Genomic DNA, 19,927 nt, shown 5'->3' with positions numbered 1-19,927 from the left:
CGCAAGGCGCACGGTATCCGTGTTTCTGGTCGGTTATGCTGATTGCTCCCTAAAGTGACCTGCGACCCACGACCAACCCTCGCTCAGCCTATGCGCAAGCCCGCCCATCCCGACGCACTCGCCTCGCATATTCACGCGCGCTCGCTGCGCTACTTCGACGCCATCCGCCGCCATCGTTCGATTCGCGAAGCCGCGCGGCAACTCCATGTCGCTTCTTCCGCGGTCAATCGCCAGTTGCTGAAACTCGAGGCCGAAGTCGGCACGCCGCTGTTCGAGCGCTTGCCGGGCGGCCTTGCGCTCACTGCCGCCGGCGAAGCGTTCGCGCGTCACGTCATTACCGTGCTGCAGGACGCGCGCCGCTTCGACAGCGAGATGGACGCCTTGCGCGGCATCCGGCGCGGCGAAATCTCGGTCGTGACCGTCGAAGGTCTGAACACCAGTCTGCTGCCCGACGTGGTGGAGCGCATGCTCACGCGCTATCCGGGCATCCGCTTTCACGTGCACACGGCTGGTTCGGCGGCCATCCGGCGCATGATTCTCGATGGCGATGCCGATCTAGGCCTGGCGTTCTCGCTGCCGCACACGGGCGACCTGCAGCAACTCGCCGTCGGGCGCTTCCAGTTGGGCGCGATCGTCGCGCCGGGTCACGCGCTTGCCGCCGAATCGAGCGTGACGTTCGCGCAATGCGCGCGCTTTCCGTTGCTGCTCGGCAACGCGCGGCTGTCGATCGGCGGCCTGCTCGAGCCGCTGATCCGCCGCTACGCCAAGCCGCTCGACACCGTGCTCGAAAGCGATTCGATCGAGTTGATGCGGCGCCTCGCGGCGCGCGGGCACGGCGTTGGTTTCCAGACACGCCTGGGCCTCGAAAACGATTTCGCCGATGGCTTGCTGCTGCACATTCCGCTGCGCTCGCCGCGTCCGCTGGTCTCCGAACTCGGCGCCTACGCGCGCGCCGGCCGCACCATGACGCCGGCGCTTGACGCATTCGTGCGCCTGCTCGCCGAAGCGATCGCACAACGCGAGCAAGACGAGCCCGTCGTTTAACGTCTTGAAGTCGTTCACACACGCGGCTGTTTCCAGCCGCAATCTACGCACGCGCTGGCCGATGCCGAAACGGCATCACTATGCGCGCTTTTCTGTGCTTTTTTGAGCACCCCGGCGCCGCTAGACTTGCCTGAAATCCGTCTGCAAGGAATGCGCATGTCAGCCAGCTTGCCCAACCTCGCGTCCTTCGATGCGCTCGATGTCCCCACGGCCACGCTGCCCGTCATCGACATCGGCGGGCTGTTTTCGGTGCACGCTGAAGATCGCGCGCGCGTTGGCGCGGCGCTGCACGCGGCCTGTGCCGACAAAGGCTTCTTCTACATCGCGAATCATGGCGTGCCGCCAACGCTGATCGAGGCTGCGCGCCGCGAGTCCGAACACTTCTTCGCGCTCGGCGATGCCGAGAAACGCCGCATCGACAAGGCGCTTTCGCCATGCAATCGCGGCTACGAGCCGCTGCGCGCTCAGGTGCTGGAAGCGGGCACGCCGCCGGACCTGAAAGAAGGCTTTTATATCGGCAACGAACTTGCCGCCGATCATCCGCTTGTGCTCGCCCGCACCTTCAATTGCGGGCCGAACCAGTGGCCCACGCATTCGGAGGCGTTTCGCCCGGCGATGCAGGCGTATTTCGATGCGCTCTACGCGCTTTCGAAGCGTCTCACGCGGGGCCTTGCGCTGGCGCTCGATCTTGCCGAAGACTATTTCGACGGCTTTTGCGCCGACGCCATGGCCACGCTGCGTCTGTTGCACTATCCGCCGCAACCGGCCGGTGCGTTGCCGGGCCAGAAAGGCTGCGGCGCGCATACCGATTTCGGCTGCCTCACGCTGCTCTGGCAGGACGGGCACGGCGGCCTGCAAGTCGAAGACGGCGAGACCTGGATTCACGTGCCGTCGCTGCCGGGCACGTTCGTCGTCAACCTCGGCGATCTGATCGCGCGCTGGACCAACGACCGCTACCGCTCGACGCTGCATCGCGTCGTCAATGTCTCGGGGCAGGAGCGCTACTCGATGCCGTTTTTCTTCACCGGTCGCCCGGACTATCTCGTCACCTGCATCACGGCGACGCCGGGCGAGGCGGGCAAGTACGCGCCGATTACCGTTGGCGATCATCTGCAGGCCTGCTACCGGAGGACCTACCGATGACGCGCGCGGCCGGCATGCTGCTGATCCACGGCGCGTGGCAGGGCGCGTGGGCGTGGGACGCGTGGCTCGCGCCGATGCGTGCGCGCGGCTGGCATCCGCACGCCATCAATCTGCCCGGCAACGGCGCCGATCTTGCACACGACGCTGCACACGCCGCGGCGCCTGGCGATATCACGCTCGACACGTATGTCGATGCCGTTCGCGCGCAACTCGATGCGTTCGACGGCCCGTGCGTGATCGTCGCGCATAGCGGTGCGGGCGTGATCGCGTCGCAGGTCGCGGAAATCATGCCCGTGCGCGTGGCGGCCATTGTCTACGTGGCCGGCATGATGCTGCCTTCCGGCATGGGCTACGGCGATCTCGTTGAAGCCGCGCGCGCGGAGGTCGAGAACGCGAGCGGCATCGCGCCGTATCTCGTCTGGAGCGACGATGCCCGCGTTTCGAGCGTGCCCGCCGAGGCCGCGCTCGACATCTTCCTGCACGATTGCCCGCCCGATGCCGCCCGCCGCGCCGCCAGTCTGCTGACGCCGCAGGCCGAAGGCGGTCGCGCGCTCGTCGCCACCTTGAGCGCGGCGCGTTTTGGCAGCGTGCCGCGCATCTATGTGGAGGCGCGGCGCGACCGTTCGGTGCTGTTGCCCTTGCAGCGGCGCATGCAGGCGCTCGTGCCCGGCGCGCTGGTGCGCTCGATCGACTGCGGGCACGTTCCGCAGCTGGCCCAGCCTGAAGCACTCGCGCAGATCGTCTGCGAAGCGCTCGACGGGCTGGGCATCACGCATGACAAATTCTCTGCTGCACGATCCGGTCTCTAACCTCGCGCCCTGAATGGAACGCTCACATGAAGACGCCCGCTATTTCCGCCGCATCCCGTTTTAGCGCAATGCCTACGTTTGCCCGCCTCGTTCGACGTGCCTCGATTGCGTCGATGGTTGCTGTCGCGCTGGCGGGCGCGATCGACGCACACGCCACACAAACCGCCCAGACCGCAGCCACCGCGCCGCTTGACGTCTCCATCGTCTATCTCGGCAATCCCGGTGACGCGGGCTGGACGTACGCGCACGAACGCGGCATTAGCGCCGCGCAGAAGGTGCTGGGCGACGAGATGAAGCTCAAGCGAATCGAGAATGTGCCCGAAAACGCCGATGCCGAACGCGTGTTCCGCGACCGCGCCGCAAAGGGCGACAAGGTGGTGATCGGCACGTCGTTCGGCTATATGGATGCGATGATGAAGGTCTCGCGCGATTACCCGGACACCGTGTTCCTGCATTGCTCGGGCTACAAGAGCGCGCGCAATTTCGGCAACTTCAACGGCAAGGTCTACGAGTCTGCGTATCTGGCGGGCGTGGTCGCGGGCTATACGTCGAAGACGCATGTGCTGGGCTTTGTCGGTTCGGTGCCGATCCCGGAAGTGATCCGCAATATCGACGCGTTTGCGCTCGGCGCGCGTTCGGTCGCGCCGCAGACGGTCGTGAAAGTCGTGTGGGTCAGCAGCTGGTTCGATCCGGGCAAGGAGCGCCAGGCCGCGGAAACGTTGATCGGCCTGAACGCCGACGTGCTGATGCAGAATACCGACTCCACCGCAACGATGAGCGTGGCCGAAGCGCATCATGTGCACGCGTTCGGCTGGGATTCGGATATGAGTCAGTGGGGGCCGCACGCGCATCTAGGCTCGGTGGCGTATGACTGGAGCAAGTACTACGTGAAGGCGATCGAAGCGGTGCGCCAGGGCACGTGGACGAATCAGCCCGTGTATTGGGGCGTGAAAGAAGGCATCACCGATCTCGTGCACGTCAACACGCAGGCCGTGCCGCCTGAAGCAATGCGCGCGCTGGCGCAACGTCGCGCGGCGCTGGTCGCGGGGACGCTCGATCCGTTCGCGGGGCCGATCAAGGATCAGAAGGGGCAGACGCGTGTGGCGGCGGGCATGACGCTTTCGGCGAATGACGCCAATCGGCTCGACTGGTTTGTCGATGGCGTGCAGGGCAGCCTCGCGCAATGAAGTTGCGCGCGCAACGAGGAGAGTGACAGATGCAGACGAATGAAGACGCGTCGCGCGACGTGCAGGTCTGGAACGACTGGCATCCCGTGGCGGCGCTCGACGGCGCGCGTGCGGGGCGCACACGCCTGCTCGGTGTGGATCTGGATTTCGATCTGGATGTCGACCCGCGTGATGGTATCGTGCGCGCAGCGAGTGTTACGCGCCGCGATACCGGCGCGCGCTGTCGCGCTCATGCGCAGCATGGCGTGCTGTGGGCGTGCCTGGGCGAGCCGCGTGCGGCGATTGTGGAGATTCCCGAAACGGCCGAACCGGATCGCCGTCTGCTGCACGCAGGCGCGTTTCGCGTGCATGTGAGCGGGCTGCGCGCGGTCGAGAATTTTCTCGACATGGGGCATTTTCCGTTCGTGCACACGGGTTATCTGGGCGTCGAACCGCATACCGAAGTCGCGCCGTATCGCATCGAGCACGACGAAGTAAACGATGAACTCTACGCGCGCGATTGCCGTTTCTATCAGCCACGCGCGGCGATGACGGCGGATGCGGGGCTCGACGTGCAGTACGTGTATCGTGTGGCGCGGCCTTTTATCGCCGTGCTCTACAAGACCTGTCCGCCACAGCCGTCGCGCTTCGATGTGATCGCGCTGTTCGTGCAGCCGCTCGATGAAGCGTGGTGTGTCGCGCACACGGTCATGAGCTATCTCGACGATGCGAGCCGCGACGAAGAATTGCGCGGCTTTCAGCAAACCATCTTCGCGCAGGACATCAAGATTCTCGTGAACCAGGTGCCCAAACGTCTGCCGCTCGAAGCGGGCAGCGAGCATCCGGTGCTGGCCGATGCGATGTCGGTGGCGTACCGGCGCTGGCTGCGCGCGCGCGGCGTGATCTATGGAACGACATCGACACAAGGAGCGCAACATGAATGAGGCGAAGCAGGAGCCGTTGCGCTGGTATGCGCTGTGTGCGGCGGGCGCGCTCGATAACGCGGCGATTCATCGCACCGAACTGGCAGGCGTCGGGCTCGTGGTCTGGCGTGCCGACGATGGGCGCGTCAATGTCTGGGAAGACCGTTGCCCGCATCGCGGCGTGCGTTTGTCGCTCGGCCATCATCGCGGCGATACGCTGCAATGCCAGTATCACGGCTGGCAGTTCGCAAGCGGCGAGGGCGCGTGCCGCATGGTGCCCGCGCATCCGCAGGCGAGCGCGCCGCCGATTCGCGTGAGCACCTGGCCGGCGATCGAGCGCCACGGCTTCGTGTGGACTTGCCGGACTGCGCACGGCGAAACACCGGCGTTGCCGGAAATCGATTCATTCGAAGGCGTGACGGCAAACGCATTCGCGCCGCTGCGCAGCACGACCATCGACGCCGATCGCGCCAGCGTGCAGTGCGCGTTGCTGGCCTACGTATTGCCGAACGCCGATGCCGCCGAATGCGCAGCCTTCGAAGGCGCGTGCGAGACCTTGACGGTCGAATCGCTCGACGGCGCGGCAGCGTCGGCGATCTTCGTGCTGCAGCCTGTGCAGTCGGGCAAGACGCGCGTGCACGGCATTGTGCCCGGCGATTTCGACGCGGCGCAACGGCTGGCGCTTCAACGCGCGCATCAGACGCGGCTCAACGCGCTGCGCGATGCGCTAGAAGCGATGGCAGCGGCGGTGGCTGAAAAATCGGCGGAAAGTGAGGCCGTATTCAGATTTGCCGAAGCGCCTGCATCGGCGCGCATCACGCCGATCGCACAGCCTCTCGTGCGCATGGATATCGCGCCGCGCACGCCTGTGCAAAGCACGCCGCAGACAACACAGCCCGGCGACGACGAAGAGCGCGCCTTCACCGTGCATCTCGCCCGTAGCGGCGGCAGCGTCGAGGTGCCCGCGCACACGAGCCTGCTCGACGCGCTGCGCGCACAGGGCGTCGATGTGCCGACATCCTGCGAGCAAGGCGTTTGCGGCACCTGCCTGACGCCCGTGCTCGACGGCGAGCCGCTGCATCGCGACGCATGGCTCGACAATCGCGAACGCGCCGCCAACGACTGCATGCTGGTGTGCGTTTCGCGCGCACGCACGCCCACGCTGACGCTCGACCTGTGAGGCCGCCCATGCTCAAACTCTACGATGACGAACTATGCGGCGACAGCTACAAGGCGCGCCTGCTGATGGGCCTGCTCGGGCTGGAAGCCGAACGCATACGCGTCGAGCGTTATCCGTCGCGCCAGCACGATACGCCGGCGTTTCGCGAACTCAGCCCGCTCGGCGCGCTGCCCGTGTTGCAGGACGACACGACCACGCTCGCCGATGCGCACGCGATCCTCGTGTGGCTCGCCCAGCGCTATGACGCAGGCGGCACATGGCTGTCTGCGAACGACGCTCGCGTCAGCGCACAAGTGCAGCGCTGGCTGGGCGTGGCGACGTCGCTTTCGCAAAGCGTGTTCGCGCGCCGCGAGCAGGTGCTGCACGACATCGGCGCGCCGTTGCCGGCGGCGGATCGCGAAGCGCGGCCCTTGCTGCGTCTGCTCGACGAAACCTGCTGGTTCAACGAGGCGATGGGCACGCCGTTCCTGTGCGCCACCCGCATGCCGACTATCGCCGATATCGCCTGCTTTGTGCCGGTCGCGTTGCTCGACGAAGCGCAGATCGATACGATCGACTATCCGTCGCTGGCTACATGGTGCGCGCGCATCAAACGTCTGCAAGGCTTTGTGACGATGGCAGGCGTTTATGCGGCGTATTCGTGATTCGAGGTGAGCGCTTCAGGTCAGCAACGCCGTATCGCGCCGCGTCGCGGAGGAAGGCATCAGCACGGCGGCCAGTGCAAAGGCAATCAGGCAACCGAGCACCACTTCCTCGATGCGCAGAACCGCGAGCGCGACGATGGCGAACCCAAGCTCGCCATACACCAGACCCACGAGCAGCGTGATAAAGAAAACGCCGCGCGCGTAGGCGTGCAGGATGAAGTAGGCCCAGCCGAACACGGACAGGACCATCAGCGCCACCAGCATGCCCGGCGTGCCTTTGAAGAGCGACACCAGCAGCACGCTGGCGGCCGCGCCCAGCATCGTGCCCACCAGCCGCTTGCCGACGCGCGCTAGCGTGCCTTCGCGCGAATGCGTGCCGAGGAACACGACGAACGTGCTGATGACCGCCCACATCGAACGCTCGGTGGACATTTCGTCGCCGGCCAGCAGCGCCAATAGCGCCGCGATCGTAGCCAGCGCGGCAGGCCGCCACGCAAGATGATGGCGATGCCGCGCAAGCATCGCGAGATCGGTTTGCAGAAGGGCGCGCATCGAAACCGGTGCCGATAGGGGTTGTGCTGCGCCCTTCGGCGGCAATAACACGCGCCCGACGCAGACAATCACGGGCAGCGTGAGCAGAGAGAGCGCAAGCATCGCATCGAGCGCATGCGGCGCAGGATGAAGATAAAGCCCCAGATAAAACGCCACGAGCGCGAGCAGGGCGCAACCGGTGGCGCGCGGTCCCAGCGCATGGCAGAGCATGCCGAGGAACACCATCGACAATAACAACGCGCCGCTCAGGAAGGGATGGGACGCGGTAAGCGCGGAAAGCGTAAAGCACGCGCAAGTGCAGACAAACAGCAGCGCCAGCGACACCAGCCAGTCCGACATGCGCCGCTCCCGCAGGAAAAGCGGCGCGATCATCGCGAACAAGGTGGCGAGCGCGGCCAGTGTGATGGCCGAATCACGCACCATCAGCCACGTCATGCACAAGGTTGCCGTCAACAGGGAAGCGAGCGTCGAGCGCGTCGCCATATGAAGACGCGAGAATTCCGGGTCGCTGGTTCGCGCCCATTCGCGTACGCGCGCATACACGGCAATCATGTTCGATGATCTCCGGTGTTACCGGCGATGCAGCTTGTGACTGCAAACCGGTGTGCCGCCAGGATGGCCGGCGTTAAGAGAGCGCCCGGTCCCGTTACGCGGTCTCGCGGGGATTTCCCACGACAGCCGGCAGGACGGACAGTGGCCCGCTGCGGCGGCTCGATCGAAGGGTAGCGATGCGAAGCCGCCGGTTCAGCGGATTGGCGCATGATAACCGGCCAAAATTCGCGCGAGGCGGCTGCCGACTGCGCGCCCGATGCACGCTGGGTATGCATATCACCGTCCTGCGGTCAAGGACGCCTTCGGCGAATCGCCAACAGTCGGCATGCCGCTCATCGCCGGAAAAACAACGCGAAATGCCCATACGCGCCCATACACGCGCGCTGCGCCGCTGCGAGCGCGTCAGTTTCGATTTCTTGAATTGAGAATTTCAGCCCCTGATTTCTAGCGACTTTTGATTAAACCTAGACTGCCCTCTCTGCTTCGGCGTGAACGGCCGGCAGAACCGTGCAAGGCCGCGACGACGGCGCAGCGGTGAAACGCTCTAATTAATCCAGAACGTATCTGAAGGGTATCGATGAAGATCAAAAAGACCGCAATGTCGGTAGCGGCCATGACGCCGCTTTTCCTCCTCTCCGTCGCCGCACACGCGCAAAGCAGCGTCACGCTGTATGGCTTGATCGATGAAGGCCTGAATTTCACCAGCAATGCCGGTGGCCATTCGGCGTGGACGATGGCCAGCGGCGACACGGCGGGCAGCCGTTGGGGCCTCAAGGGCAGCGAAGATCTGGGTGGCGGCTACAAGGCGATCTTCAAACTGGAAAACGGCTTCAATATCAACACCGGCAAGCTTGGCCAGGACTCCAGCATGTTCGGACGCCAGGCATATGTGGGCCTGTCGTCGGACCGCTACGGCACGATCACGCTGGGCCGCCAGTACGACACGAGCGTCGACGATTACGGCTTCGCGAGCCTGACCGCAGCCGGCAACTGGGCCGGCGATATCGCCACGCACCCGTTCGACAGCGATAACGCGGACTGGGATTTCCGCGTCAACAACGCGATCAAATACGTCACGCCGACGTATCGCGGCCTCACCGGCGAAGCCATGTACGGCTTCAGCAACGAGGCGGGCGGCTTCGCCAACAATCGTATGTGGGGCGCGACGCTGAACTATCAGAACGGCAACTTCGCGGCGGCGGCTTCGTACCTGAAGATGAACAACCCGGGCTTGACGACGAGCGGCGCGATCACCTCCGGCGATCTGTTCGACGGCGCTTCGCAGCAGACCATCGGCCTTTCCGCGAGCTATCGCTTCCCGAAGGTGGCGGTGGCCGCCGCGTGGTCGCATGTCGATGTCTATGATCCGACCAGCAACGTGTGGCTCGAAAACACCAGCCTCGCAAACGGCGCAAGCTGGAACTCGTGGAAGTTCGACAACTTCGAAGTGAACGCGCAGTACTTCTTCACGCCGACGCTCTGGCTGGGATCGACCTACACCTTCACGATGGCGCACCTTTCGTCGACGGCGGGCAGCTACGTGCCCAAGTGGCACCAGATCAGCATGATGCTCGACTACGATCTGAGCAAGCGCACTTCGCTCTATGTTCAGGGCGCATGGCAGCATGTCGTCAGTGCGCACACGGGCACGGACTTCGACGAAGCGCAGATCGTCGATGCTTCGGCAGGGGCGTCGTCGGGCGTGAACCAGATGGTGTATCGCGTCGGCATCATGCATCGCTTCTGATGGCGTAACGCAAGGCTTCAGGCAAAAAAAGGCCCTGGCGGGTTCCAGCGCCAGGGCCATCCAACGAGGCATGTGCCTCGGCCATCACACCTGGGGGTGTGAAACTGTGAAAGCTATCATGCGGCGTTAACCCACGACGGACCAGCCGCCACCCAGCGCCTTATAGAGCGCAACAAGCTGCTGGCGCAGCGCCATATCGGCCTGGACCAGATGGTCTTCGCCCGTGAGCAGCGCACTCTGCGCGCTATCCACTTCCAGATAACTCGAACTACCTTGCTGATAACGCTGCGTGGCAGCGGCGAGCGCCGTGCGATCGTGATCGACCGCCTGCGCGAGGTCGTTGCGACGGCGCTGGGTGTTGCCATAGGCGGTCATCGCGTTATCCACGTCGCGCCAGGCCTGCAATACGGTCTTCTGATACGCAATCGCGGCTTCGCGCTGCTGGGCGCGGCGCAGCTTGAGCATGCCGTGGAGACGGCCGCCTTCGAAGATCGGAATGTCGACGGACGGCCCGATTGAAAACGCGCGGCTGGGCAGCGCGAACAGATTGCCGAAGCTCAGGCCTTCGGTGCCGACGCTGCCCGTGAGACTCACATCGGGATAGAACGAGGCCACTGCCACGCCGGTTTGCGCCGTTGCCTGATGCAGGCGCGCTTCGGCTTCGCGGATATCGGGGCGTCGGCGCAACAGCGCGGATGGCAGTCCTGCGGGCACGCTCGGGGGTAGTAGCGGCATATCCTTCACCGGCGCAAGCTCGCCTTGCAGCGCGCGCGGTGGTTGCGCGAGCAACAAGCTGATTGCGTTGATGCTCTGCTGCTCGGTGGTCTGGAGATCGGGCAGGAGCGCGGCGATCGATTCGCGCGTGGCTTTGGCGCGGGCCACGTCGAGCGTATTGCCGATGCCGTTAGCGTACTGGTTTTCAACCAGCGCGAGCGAGTGCGTGGCGGTGTCCAGATTGTGCTGCACGATGGCCTCGCGCGCCTGGGCGCCGCGCAGTGTCATATAGTTGTCGGCGAGTTCGGCTAGCGCGTCCAGCGCCACGCCGCGGCGCGCTTCGTCGGCGGCGGCGCTGCCGGCGTCCGCGGCTTCGACGGCGCGGCGCACGCGGCCGAACAGATCGAGTTCCCACGACGCGGAAAGCCCACCGCTCCAGTCGTTGTATTCGAGCGGCGCGCCCGCCGGATGCGTCACCAGGGTCGACGTGCCCGTCGCACTGATGCGCTCGTGCGACTGCGAAGCAGATGCGCCCACATTAGGCATGCCCGCCGAAGCCGTCACCTTGCGCGCCGCCTGCGCTTCGATCACGCGCTCGCTTGCGCTGGCCAGATCGAGATTCTGGCGCACGAGACGCTGCACGAGGCTGTCGAGTTCGGGGTCCTGGAAATGCGTCCACCAGGTTTCGTCGATGGCGGCGGTGGTCACGTCGCTCGTGCCATCGCCCGGCGTGACGTGCCAGACCGACGGCGTGGGCGGGTTCGGGCGCTCGAAGCGCGGCCCAACCGTGCAGCCCGCCAGCAGCGCGCCGACCACACTGAGCGTGCCCAGCGTGCGCGCAACCGTAGCGGCTTGATGTCGCTTATACTTAGGATTGCGAATAGCCATGTTCACGCTCCGTCCGTGGGATGCGAGGCGCGCGAAGTCATCTGTTCGCCATTGGCATCGTGCGAATCGGCGTGTGAGTCGGCATGATAGGTGTCATGCACCGTGCCCACTACGTTGGCGTAATCCGTTTCCACCGTCGTCTCTACCGACATCCCCAGGCGCAGCAGCGCGGCCTTCGGCTGATCCGGCGCGAACACGATCTTCACCGGCAGGCGCTGCACGATCTTCGTGAAGTTGCCGGTGGCGTTATCGGGGGCGATCGGTGCGAATTCCGCGCCCGTCGAAGGCGGCACGCTGTCCACCACGCCATTCAGGTCGATATCGTAGGCATCCACATGCACGCGTACATGCTGGCCTGGCTGCATATGCTTGAGCGCCACTTCGCGATACTGCGCTTCCACATACATGCCCTTCGCGGGCACGAGCGCCATCAGCGCGGCGCCCGGACTCACGTAATTGCCGGGCTCGACGGCGCGTTCGCCCACTACGCCGTCCATTGGCGCGACGATGCGCGTGTAGCTGAGGTTCAACTGCGCCTGTGCGAGCGCGGCTTCGTCGGCATGTACGGTGTCGATGGCCGCCTCGTGCTGCGCTTTGAGCAGATCCAGTTGATGCTGCGCCGCGCTCACGGCAGCGCGTGCCTGCGCGAGTTGCGCGGTCTGTTCGCGCAAAGTGGCATCGGCGGCTTCGGTGTCCTGTTTCGAGCCAGAGCCGAAGGCTGCGAGATTGCGGTAACGCGTGGCGTTGGACTGCGCGAGCGCGAGTCGCGCCTCGATCTGCTGGACCTGCGCGCTGTTCTGCGCGATCACATCGGGCTGACGTGCCACCGACGCCGACGCGTCATCCACCTGCGCCCGGTCGCGATCGAGTTGGGACTGCGCGCGCTCCACGGCGGTGCGATAGTCGCGGTCGTCCAGCGTCGCGAGCAACTGGCCCGCATGCACGGTCTGGTTATCCTCGACGTTCACGCTGGCGATCTGGCCCGCCACGCGCGGCGCGATCGTGGTGTAGTGCGCGGTGATGCGCGCATCGTCGGTCCAGACGTCGGCGCTGGGCGCGTAGATCTTCCAGCCGGCCACACCGGCAAAGAGCGCCACGACGGCGATGCCGATCACGAGCGGCACGCGGCTTTTCTTCGGCGGCGTGTCCAGGGGGGCGGCGGGCTTGGCCGCGGCTGCGGGAGGTTGGGTCATGTTGTTCATGGGTAAATCCGATGCCGTTTGATTCTTTCGTTACTTTTTCTGAAGCGCGATGCGCGGTGGCCACGTGCGTTGCGGCAACACCAGCAGCACCACGAAGATGATCGTGGCCACACCCGCGAGCAGCAGATAGTCGTCGCTGATGACCATCACGGCGCGTTGAACGTCGATGGCGTGTGCAAAGCTCGCGAGACTGCCCGCGCTGCGTTGCGCACCATCGGCGAGCAGCGGCGGCAGATGCTGCGCATCCAGTCCGCCTGCGGCCTGCAAGGTCGAAAAGCGGTGCGTGCCCGCGCTTTCCAGCAGACGCGTGTCATGCAACTGGCCGCGAAAACGCGCCATCAACTCAAGCAGGCAGGCGCCGATCACCTCGCTCAAACCGCGCGGCATGTTGACCAGCGACGAGGCGATCGGGCCGTCCTGCGGCGCGAGCGCGTTGGTCGCCATCATCAGCAGCGAAAGCACCACGCACGCCTGGCCGAAGCCGGACACTGCCTGCCACAGATAGAACTGTTCGCGGCTCCAGGTGGAATCTAGCTGGCTCGAACCGATGCACGCAGCAATCAGGCAGATCAGGCCCATGCCATTGACCCAGCGTGCGTCGATCCATTCGGTGTCGAGCAGCTTGACGGCAAGTGGCAGGAAGACCAGTTGCAGCGCGGCCACCAACGCCATCACGGTCCAGATCTGCAGCGGGCGAAAGCCCTGCACATCGGCGAGATATTCGGACGGTACGGTCGAACTCGACATCGCCACCATCACGAAGCAAAAGAGCGTGAACACGCCATAGGCGAAGTTGCGGCGCTTGAGCAGCTGTGGGCGGAACAGCGGAATCGTCTGGCGGCACTCGTTGACGATTAGCAGCGGCAGCGCAATTACACTGATGAGCGCGAGCGTGCAGATGAACTTCGACTGGAACCAGTCAAGGCGGCTGCCGTGCTGGAGCATCGTTGTGAGCGCACACAATCCCACCACCGCGAGCAGCGTCCCGGGCCAGTCATAGTGGCGCAGGCGCTCGTAATGCGGCGGGTCTTGCGGCATGCCGTACCACACGCACAGCGCGGCGATCGTGCACAGCGGAATTGCCTCGAAGAACACGAACTGCCAGCCGACCACGTCCGTCCACAACGCGGAAACCGCCGCGCTCAGGTTCGGAAAGAACGTCGCCGTGAGCGCGTAGCACGCGAGCCCCCAAAGGCGGATGTTTGGCGTGAGGTACTTGAGCGCCGTCGTCATCAGCAACGGGATGGTGAGGCCGTGGGCGAAACCTTCTACGGCGCGCAGCGCGAAGAAGCAGGTTTCGTTGGGCGCGAGTGGCAGTAGGGCGGTTGCCACGCAGTTCAGAGCGATGGCGAACAGCACCATGCGCTTGAGCGAGACCGCCGCCGACCAGCACGGCGAAAGCGCCATGCCGATCACCATGCCCGAGAGGTACAGGCTCTCGATCCAGATCCCCGGATCGTGGCCGATGCCGAGCGCACCGCGCACATCGATCATCGCTGCCGAGCCCACCTGATCATTGAATTCGGCGGACATTGCTGCCACGATGACGCCGCCAAGCCCAATCAAGGGTTTTTTGTCCAAAATCATTTCCTTCTAACAACACGCGTTGGCGCTGCAACGCCTCGCGTTGATAATGCATATAACCGCAATGCGGTGCAATGTATCACAATATGGTTACTGGGTGCGCTGACACCCCGGTGGAAACATGGTCAAGAAAAACGCAGCGGTAGTCCCTCCCGCAGATCCCGCGAACGCATCCCACGATGAGCGCGGCGACGACGCGCGCTCGGGCATTCAGGTCATCCGGCGCGCCGTGGGCGTGCTGCGCGTGCTGGCCGAACAAGGCCACAACGGCCTGAGCCTGGGCGCCATCGCCGCGCGCGTGGCGTTGCCGCGCTCGACGGTGCAGCGCATCGTCGGCGCGCTCGAAGACGAAGGCATGGTCGCGCCCGCGGCTTCGGGCGGCTTCTGCCTCGGCCCGACAATGGGCGTGCTCGCGCGCGGTCTCGACGCCGATCCGGTCGAAGCGTTCCGCAGCGAAATGAGCCGCCTGCTCGCCGAACTCGACGAATCGGTCGTGCTCACCACGCTCGCCGACGGCCGCGTGATTGTGCTCGAAACGCTCAGTTCGCCGCGCCCGCTGCGCGTCGTGCTGCCGAAAGTGCTCGAAGTCGATCTGTTCACCAGCGCGCCCGGCAAGGCGATGCTCGCGATCTTGGCCGACAGCGCGCGTGAAGCGCAGATCGCCGCCGCGTGTGCGTGCGGGGGATCGAATCCGAGCGTCGATCGTGGGGCGCTGGACGCAGAACTCGCGCAGGCGCGTCTCGACGGCTACGCGATCGAAGAGGACGAACCGTTCGACGGGATTTCGGCGCTGGCTATCGCGCTGGAAATGGGCGGCAAGCCGTACTCGATCGTGGTGACGTTGCCATCAGCGCGATTTGCTTCTGAGTGCGCGGCGATCGCGCTTGCGCTGGCGGACAGTGCGCGACTGCTGACGCGGCGTATCTCGGGCGCGTCAGCCTGAGACAGAAGTGGCGCCGGCGTTCTCCGTGTGGCGCTCCCACGTGGTCTTGCTGTGGCGCTCCCACGTGGTCTTGCTGCCGAAGGTCGTGCGGTTGTCGGTGAGCTTCAGGCGCAGCAGATGAATGCGCCAGAGCGGTGCGGGCATGCCGGTCGCAAACGGAAAGCGCGTGTGGTAGAGCTTCAGGCCCGTGCGCCGTTCGGCTTCGTCATCGACCACGCGTGCGAGGCCGTAAAACTGCATGCCGGTGATCTCGCTGAGCGTGGACGGCTGGCCCGCGATCGTGCCGGCCACATGGCAATTCGCCAGCAGCATGCGCGCGTGCTGCGTCTCCAGATGACCGAGGATCGCGAGGCTCGCCGTGGCCTTGTCGAAGGCGAAGAAGGCGTTGGCCGCCCACGGCACGTCCTGGCTGCAGACGGCGAGCGAGAGCACGTGATGCGTGTGCAGGAAATCGGCGATATCGGCGGGCAAGGTGTTCATGGATTCAATTCCCGATGCGCTTGAAAGCGCCGATTACCACTGCAATTCTTCTTCAGCCGACAGCGCCGCCACCGTCTCGCCCCAACGCGGCTGCGCCTGCGATTCGAAGCCGAGCATGCCGACCGCGCGCGCCGCGCTGTGGGTGATGATGGCGTCGACAGTCTGCGGGCCCGCGTAGAGCGCCGGCACCGGCGGAAATACGATCGCGCCATATTCCGTCACGGCCGCCATATTGCGGATCTGCCCCAGATGCAGCGGTGTTTCGCGCACCATCAGCACGAGACGGCGACGCTCCTTGAGCGTGACGTCGGCGGCGCGCGTGACGAGATTTTCGGTCACGCCGTTCGCAATGCAGGCGAGAGTGTTCATCGAGCAGGGCGCGACGATCATGCCGGCGGTGCGGAACGAACCGCTCGAAATCGCCGCGCCGACGGCGCCGGTGGGATAGAACACATCGGCCATATCGATTACGTCCTGGCGCGCAAGCGTGGTTTCGTGTTCGCGCGTGAGGCCAGCTGCCTTCGACATGACGAGGTGCGATTCCGCGCCCAGTTCGCGCAGAAGCTGCAGCACCTTGACGCCGTACATGAATCCCGTGGCGCCGCTGATTCCGACTACGACTCGTGGCTTTTGCATGATGTGTGACTCCAGTGTGCGGTTGAATGTGCGCAGCGCGTTCCGGTCCGCAAGCGAGGCGGGAAGGCGTTCGACGATATGGAGAGTATGCGCGTCGGGTTGAAGAAGATCGATACACTTGAACGTGTAATTTTGATAAGTTTTATCTTATGTATTGGCAGGGATTGAGCTGGTGGGTGGGGGTGTTGTTGGGGAGGGAGCGGAGGTTTTTTCGTGTTTGCTGCCCGGTAGGATCGCCGGGAGGTTCCTTGCTTATAGTCGCCGACGCGACCGCGCTCGGTAGGGGGAACTGGTGGTCAAATCAGGTGGAGAATGCGCGGATTACGCTCATACAGGTCGGCGGAGAAAAGCGAGCCGATAACTGAGATGAGAAACGGCGGTTAGAGGATCGGTGCAGCCGTTCCAACGGAACGCTCGTACGCTCCCTGAACGCCAGTGTACGAAGTGGTGATGATCAGAGGGAAATTGAGGGCGCGTGAGCTGCCGAGGTAATCACAGATATGTTCGGAGAAATCGCATGCAGATGAACGACGCCGACGTGTGGGAATTGCGCGATCGATGGAGGGCCGGGAAGTATAAGAACATGCTCGACGCGATCAAAGACGCGTCGCCTGACGACGCATGGGTGCCCTTGTGCGACTCCCTGACCCATCCTGTGAATGGATCACCGACGCTCGACCTACGCGGCGCGGAGCTGCGAGGCGGAAAGCTCAAAACCCTGGAACTGGCCGGCAGCCATCTCGGTTTTGGGGTGTTCGACGCAACGCAGTTCGATGAGGTCGGGTTTCAGTACGCAATCCTTGATGGCGCATCTTTCAGGGGATGCGAGTTCTATCTGGCACAGATGCTTCCAGTCTACGGAGACGGCACCGATTTTCGCCACGCGCGGTTCCGAAAATCGTTCATCGATTATGCCAAGCTGAACAACGTCGATTTTTCCGGTGCAACGCTGTCCGACGGAAGCCTGAATTCGTCGGAAATAGCAGCGTGCAATTTTTCGGGTGTGCTGACCGAGCGGAGCGACTGGAGATGGAACACGATGGTGCGCTGTGACTTCGTGGCGGCCCGTTTTGTCGAGTGCCAACTGAGGGCAACCCGGTTCGATGGCGCCCGGCTGATCGATGCCACCTTCGAGAATTGCGATTTGAGCGGAGTCGACTTCAGGGGCGCGGATTTGACGGGGGTGCGCTTTCTCGGCGGGACATTCGGTGATGTGCTGCAGGGTGAGACGACATACCGGACGCGGTTCGACGATACGCCGGAGGCCCGCCGAGCAGTAGCCGCGTGCAGTACGGGGAACCAGCATGCCGTCGAATGGTGTCCCGTTGTGCTCGGTTCGAGCGCGCCCGCCCAGCCGGTCGCCTCGTTGAAATTGAAGGGCAAGCCCGGCGACGTGGTACCGCAGAGCGGATGGTGGGTTAGCCCGGCACTCGGGAGCGAACAGGGGCGGCGCTATTTTAAGGCGGGGGAGACGTTTCCCGACATCAAGTCGACTAACTGGGGGCTTGTGATCTGGAGTTACAACTCTGCCGATCAGGGCTGATTCCGACGGGCGGCCCGTCGCAAGTACGGCGGCCACGTACGGCAAGTTTACTGTCTAACCGTCTCGACTGCTAACCGGTTGTCGTTCGGCGCGGGCTATACGTTGATGACGGGCAACGCTCCGCTGGAGCGCATCCTGTCGCAGCAGGTTCTGCACCGAGCGATCGGCTCTCTAAGCGAACGAACGTCTATCTGGAGGGCGCATCGGGCACATCCGCCACACGCGTGGCGCCTACAATCGCACCGTCGCTCGCTTCGAGCAGCACGGCCAGATGCTCACCCGCGACACTGGTCGCGTTCAACGTTTGCGCCGCGCCTGTCCACTGGCCAATCGATGTGAATTCACGGACGATGTTTGACTCGGTGAGCGTGCGCCCGGCATTTTCTCCGCGTCCGACCGGGGTGACGCGTCGCGTGTCATAACCCACCAGCACGACACGCGCACGTCCGTTGCCCGCTCCGATGGTTACCGACACGCGTCCGCCTGCACGCTTTGCGTTCACTGCAGCGGCTGATTCGACGTTGCGCGTTGCCTGATCAATGGCCGAACTGGCCGCGACGCGATTCGAGCCCACGACCTCGACCTTGCCATCGATGACCATTTCCGGCGTGTATTCAAAGTCACGAAAATGTTGCGCGTACCGGGCCTGACGTGCATCCGCATCGCCGAAAGAAAAGGGGTCTTTCCAGCCGAGCTGATTCCAGTAAGTGACATGGAAGGCCAGCGGCAGAACGTCCGGGCGCGTGTTGCTCAGATCCGATAGAAAGAGATCGGCGGGCGGACACGATGAACAGCCCTGCGATGTGAACAGCTCGACGACAACCGGCCGCGGAGCGGCGGCGAACGCCGGCGATACGAGGACGTTTGCAGCACAGAGCGCAATGAGAAAGCGGGCCAGCATGGAGTGACTCCAGAAAACGTCGGTATAGCTAATTCGCTCGCCCGACTGAAACGGTTACACCCAATGCCCCGCGTTACGCCGAAAAAAATTTCAAAACACTGTAACCCTTGCGCTCGCCACAGCGAACTAGGTTTATCCGATCGTCATGTCGACCAATCACTACTCGGGCGGCGATTGGGTTCATCGGTTCATCAGGGCTAGCACGGATGCCCGTTTCACCCACCAAGGAGATCAGCAATGAAGCGCATCATCACGACCGTACTCGCAGCGGCACTGGCAATGGGCGCATCGGCAGCGTTTGCGCAGGCAAGCGGCACGATGTCCAACGACACGATGGGCAAGGATGCCATGTCGCACGACACGATGAGCAAGAAGAGCATGTCGCACGATTCGATGAAGAAAAGCAGCAAGATGAAGAAGCACGATGCGATGGGTATGGATCACGCGGCGTCTGGCTCGATGTCGCAATAGCCAGCGCATACGAGGCGAGCGCTGAGGGCGGGCAAGCTGCCATCCACCAGTGGAGCGAAAGAGGGCGAAAGCGACGGAGCGGGCATAGCGTCCGTCGCTTCCTCACGGAGGAACAGGAACCGCAGAATTCAGTGTGGGTTTTATTCTGCCGTCCTGGCCGACATGTATTGCTCACGCACTGCCAGCCCGCCGTAGGGCATGTGAGACGCAGTCACTGTCGCCACGTAGTCCGAATAGGCATAGTTCACCCGCGCGACCGCAACGGGTTTTTCCATCAACGACGTCAGGGTTGTGTCGCCAGACGTCGATGTTGGAAATCCGAGTGCATGCCTGAGGTTTTCCACGGCGATATTCCAGCTCTGCCGAGCCTCGGTTTCGGTCATGTCACGGCGGTACAGATTGATCGCCATCAGTGTGTGCGCCGGTCCAAAGCTAAACCATATTTCGCTCACGGGCGGCCCGTTCGTGCCGAGGAGTTGCGCAGGCACGCCACGGCATCGCAGGTAGCGCAGCCCACGTGAAAGTTCATCGCAACGGACGTTTTCGTGGGCCATCTTGTCGGCTACTTGGGCCTCAGTACTGCGGTCAAGCAGCAATCCAAATGCCGGTCGCTCGGGCGCCACAATTGCACCTCGTTCACGCGAGATGGCAGTCTGCTGAATCGCGAGCACAAAATGAGGATCGATGCTATTGACCGGACATGCGATACCCAGCTTCGCCAGAACCTCGCGACCCTGTGACGTGTGCATCCAGCCAATGGCAGCGACGCTCATGCAAGTCGCTGCAGCGATCCCGGTAATGAGGC

The 19,927-nt window shown here is 63.9% G+C and carries 19 protein-coding genes; 11 read left to right on the top strand and 8 right to left on the bottom strand.

Going from position 1 to position 19,927, the window contains the following annotated elements; translation table 11 throughout:
• Positions 1-90: 90 nt before the first annotated feature.
• The 7 genes from U5A67_RS11055 to U5A67_RS11025 all read left to right on the top strand — a co-directional run bounded on the left by U5A67_RS11055 (position 91) and on the right by U5A67_RS11025 (position 6,909).
• On the top strand, positions 91-1,044 hold the full coding sequence (locus U5A67_RS11055) for a LysR family transcriptional regulator (RefSeq protein WP_321814019.1): 954 nt from the start codon (positions 91-93) through the stop codon (positions 1,042-1,044).
• Between the two features lie 156 nt (positions 1,045-1,200).
• Entirely contained in the window at positions 1,201-2,187 is a 987-nt protein-coding gene (locus U5A67_RS11050; protein WP_321814018.1) for an isopenicillin N synthase family dioxygenase, read from the top strand.
• Positions 2,184-2,996: an alpha/beta hydrolase gene (locus U5A67_RS11045; RefSeq protein WP_321814017.1), complete on the top strand. Its 813-nt coding sequence runs from the start codon at positions 2,184-2,186 to the stop codon at positions 2,994-2,996. Before U5A67_RS11050 ends, U5A67_RS11045 begins: the two co-directional genes overlap by 4 nt.
• A gap of 113 nt (positions 2,997-3,109) precedes the next feature.
• Complete coding sequence (locus U5A67_RS11040) at positions 3,110-4,183, top strand: BMP family ABC transporter substrate-binding protein (protein WP_415767817.1); 1,074 nt, start codon at positions 3,110-3,112, stop codon at positions 4,181-4,183.
• A gap of 29 nt (positions 4,184-4,212) precedes the next feature.
• Positions 4,213-5,106 (top strand): aromatic ring-hydroxylating dioxygenase subunit alpha, encoded by an 894-nt coding sequence (locus U5A67_RS11035; protein WP_321814015.1) that lies wholly within the window; start codon positions 4,213-4,215, stop codon positions 5,104-5,106.
• Positions 5,099-6,265 carry a Rieske 2Fe-2S domain-containing protein gene (locus tag U5A67_RS11030; protein ID WP_321814014.1) on the top strand — a complete coding sequence of 389 codons (1,167 nt, stop codon included), beginning with the start codon at positions 5,099-5,101 and terminating at the stop codon, positions 6,263-6,265. Before U5A67_RS11035 ends, U5A67_RS11030 begins: the two co-directional genes overlap by 8 nt.
• 8 nt (positions 6,266-6,273) lie before the next feature.
• Positions 6,274-6,909, top strand: a complete 636-nt coding sequence (locus tag U5A67_RS11025; protein WP_321814013.1) for a glutathione S-transferase family protein — start codon at positions 6,274-6,276, stop codon at positions 6,907-6,909.
• Positions 6,910-6,924: 15 nt separating this feature from the next.
• Here the strand turns inward: U5A67_RS11025 and U5A67_RS11020 are convergent, their stop codons facing one another.
• Entirely contained in the window at positions 6,925-8,013 is a 1,089-nt protein-coding gene (locus U5A67_RS11020; RefSeq protein ID WP_321814012.1) for an FUSC family protein, read from the bottom strand.
• 577 nt (positions 8,014-8,590) lie between these two features.
• On the opposite strand from U5A67_RS11020, the gene U5A67_RS11015 reads away from it, so the two are divergent.
• Positions 8,591-9,760, top strand: coding sequence for a porin (locus tag U5A67_RS11015; RefSeq protein ID WP_205982050.1), 1,170 nt, complete (start codon positions 8,591-8,593; stop codon positions 9,758-9,760).
• A 126-nt stretch (positions 9,761-9,886) separates the two neighbouring features.
• Here U5A67_RS11015 and U5A67_RS11010 read toward each other — a convergent pair whose 3' ends face one another.
• The 3 genes from U5A67_RS11010 to U5A67_RS11000 are packed head-to-tail and all read right to left on the bottom strand — an operon-like array spanning position 9,887 to position 14,097.
• Positions 9,887-11,362: an efflux transporter outer membrane subunit gene (locus tag U5A67_RS11010; RefSeq protein WP_321814011.1), complete on the bottom strand. Its 1,476-nt coding sequence runs from the start codon at positions 11,360-11,362 to the stop codon at positions 9,887-9,889.
• A 2-nt stretch (positions 11,363-11,364) separates the two neighbouring features.
• The gene (locus U5A67_RS11005; protein WP_321814010.1) at positions 11,365-12,564 is read right to left on the bottom strand and encodes an HlyD family secretion protein; all 1,200 of its coding nucleotides are present in this window, start codon (positions 12,562-12,564) and stop codon (positions 11,365-11,367) included.
• Between the two features lie 30 nt (positions 12,565-12,594).
• Positions 12,595-14,097, bottom strand: a complete 1,503-nt coding sequence (locus tag U5A67_RS11000; protein WP_321959692.1) for an MFS transporter — start codon at positions 14,095-14,097, stop codon at positions 12,595-12,597.
• Between the two features lie 172 nt (positions 14,098-14,269).
• Between U5A67_RS11000 and U5A67_RS10995 the strand changes: the two genes are divergently transcribed.
• Positions 14,270-15,091, top strand: coding sequence for an IclR family transcriptional regulator (locus U5A67_RS10995; protein WP_321814008.1), 822 nt, complete (start codon positions 14,270-14,272; stop codon positions 15,089-15,091).
• On the opposite strand, the gene U5A67_RS10990 is transcribed toward U5A67_RS10995, so the two are convergent.
• Together U5A67_RS10990 and U5A67_RS10985 are read right to left on the bottom strand one after the other, a co-directional pair.
• Entirely contained in the window at positions 15,083-15,571 is a 489-nt protein-coding gene (locus tag U5A67_RS10990) for a pyridoxamine 5'-phosphate oxidase family protein (RefSeq protein WP_321814007.1), read from the bottom strand. The two genes, U5A67_RS10995 and U5A67_RS10990, sit on opposite strands and share 9 nt — an antisense overlap.
• Before the next feature lie 33 nt (positions 15,572-15,604).
• Positions 15,605-16,207: a UbiX family flavin prenyltransferase gene (locus U5A67_RS10985; protein ID WP_205982044.1), complete on the bottom strand. Its 603-nt coding sequence runs from the start codon at positions 16,205-16,207 to the stop codon at positions 15,605-15,607.
• 517 nt (positions 16,208-16,724) lie between these two features.
• On the opposite strand from U5A67_RS10985, the gene U5A67_RS10980 reads away from it, so the two are divergent.
• Positions 16,725-17,750, top strand: coding sequence for a pentapeptide repeat-containing protein (locus U5A67_RS10980; RefSeq protein WP_321814006.1), 1,026 nt, complete (start codon positions 16,725-16,727; stop codon positions 17,748-17,750).
• Between the two features lie 187 nt (positions 17,751-17,937).
• On the opposite strand, the gene U5A67_RS10975 is transcribed toward U5A67_RS10980, so the two are convergent.
• Positions 17,938-18,651, bottom strand: a complete 714-nt coding sequence (locus U5A67_RS10975) for a DUF1223 domain-containing protein (protein WP_321814005.1) — start codon at positions 18,649-18,651, stop codon at positions 17,938-17,940.
• Positions 18,652-18,888: 237 nt separating this feature from the next.
• Between U5A67_RS10975 and U5A67_RS10970 the strand changes: the two genes are divergently transcribed.
• Positions 18,889-19,122 (top strand): pentapeptide MXKDX repeat protein, encoded by a 234-nt coding sequence (locus tag U5A67_RS10970; protein ID WP_321814004.1) that lies wholly within the window; start codon positions 18,889-18,891, stop codon positions 19,120-19,122.
• A gap of 140 nt (positions 19,123-19,262) precedes the next feature.
• Here the strand turns inward: U5A67_RS10970 and U5A67_RS10965 are convergent, their stop codons facing one another.
• A complete protein-coding gene (locus U5A67_RS10965) occupies positions 19,263-19,895 on the bottom strand; it encodes a hypothetical protein (protein WP_321814003.1) in 633 nt (210 codons plus the stop codon).
• Between the last annotated feature and the right edge of the window lie 32 nt (positions 19,896-19,927).

The sequence above is a fragment of the Paraburkholderia sp. J69-1 genome (genome assembly GCF_905220255.1).
In the GTDB taxonomy this organism is placed as follows: domain Bacteria; phylum Pseudomonadota; class Gammaproteobacteria; order Burkholderiales; family Burkholderiaceae; genus Paraburkholderia.
Note: the sequence above shows the minus strand (reverse complement) of the source record. Positions and strands in the feature narration are given on the sequence as shown.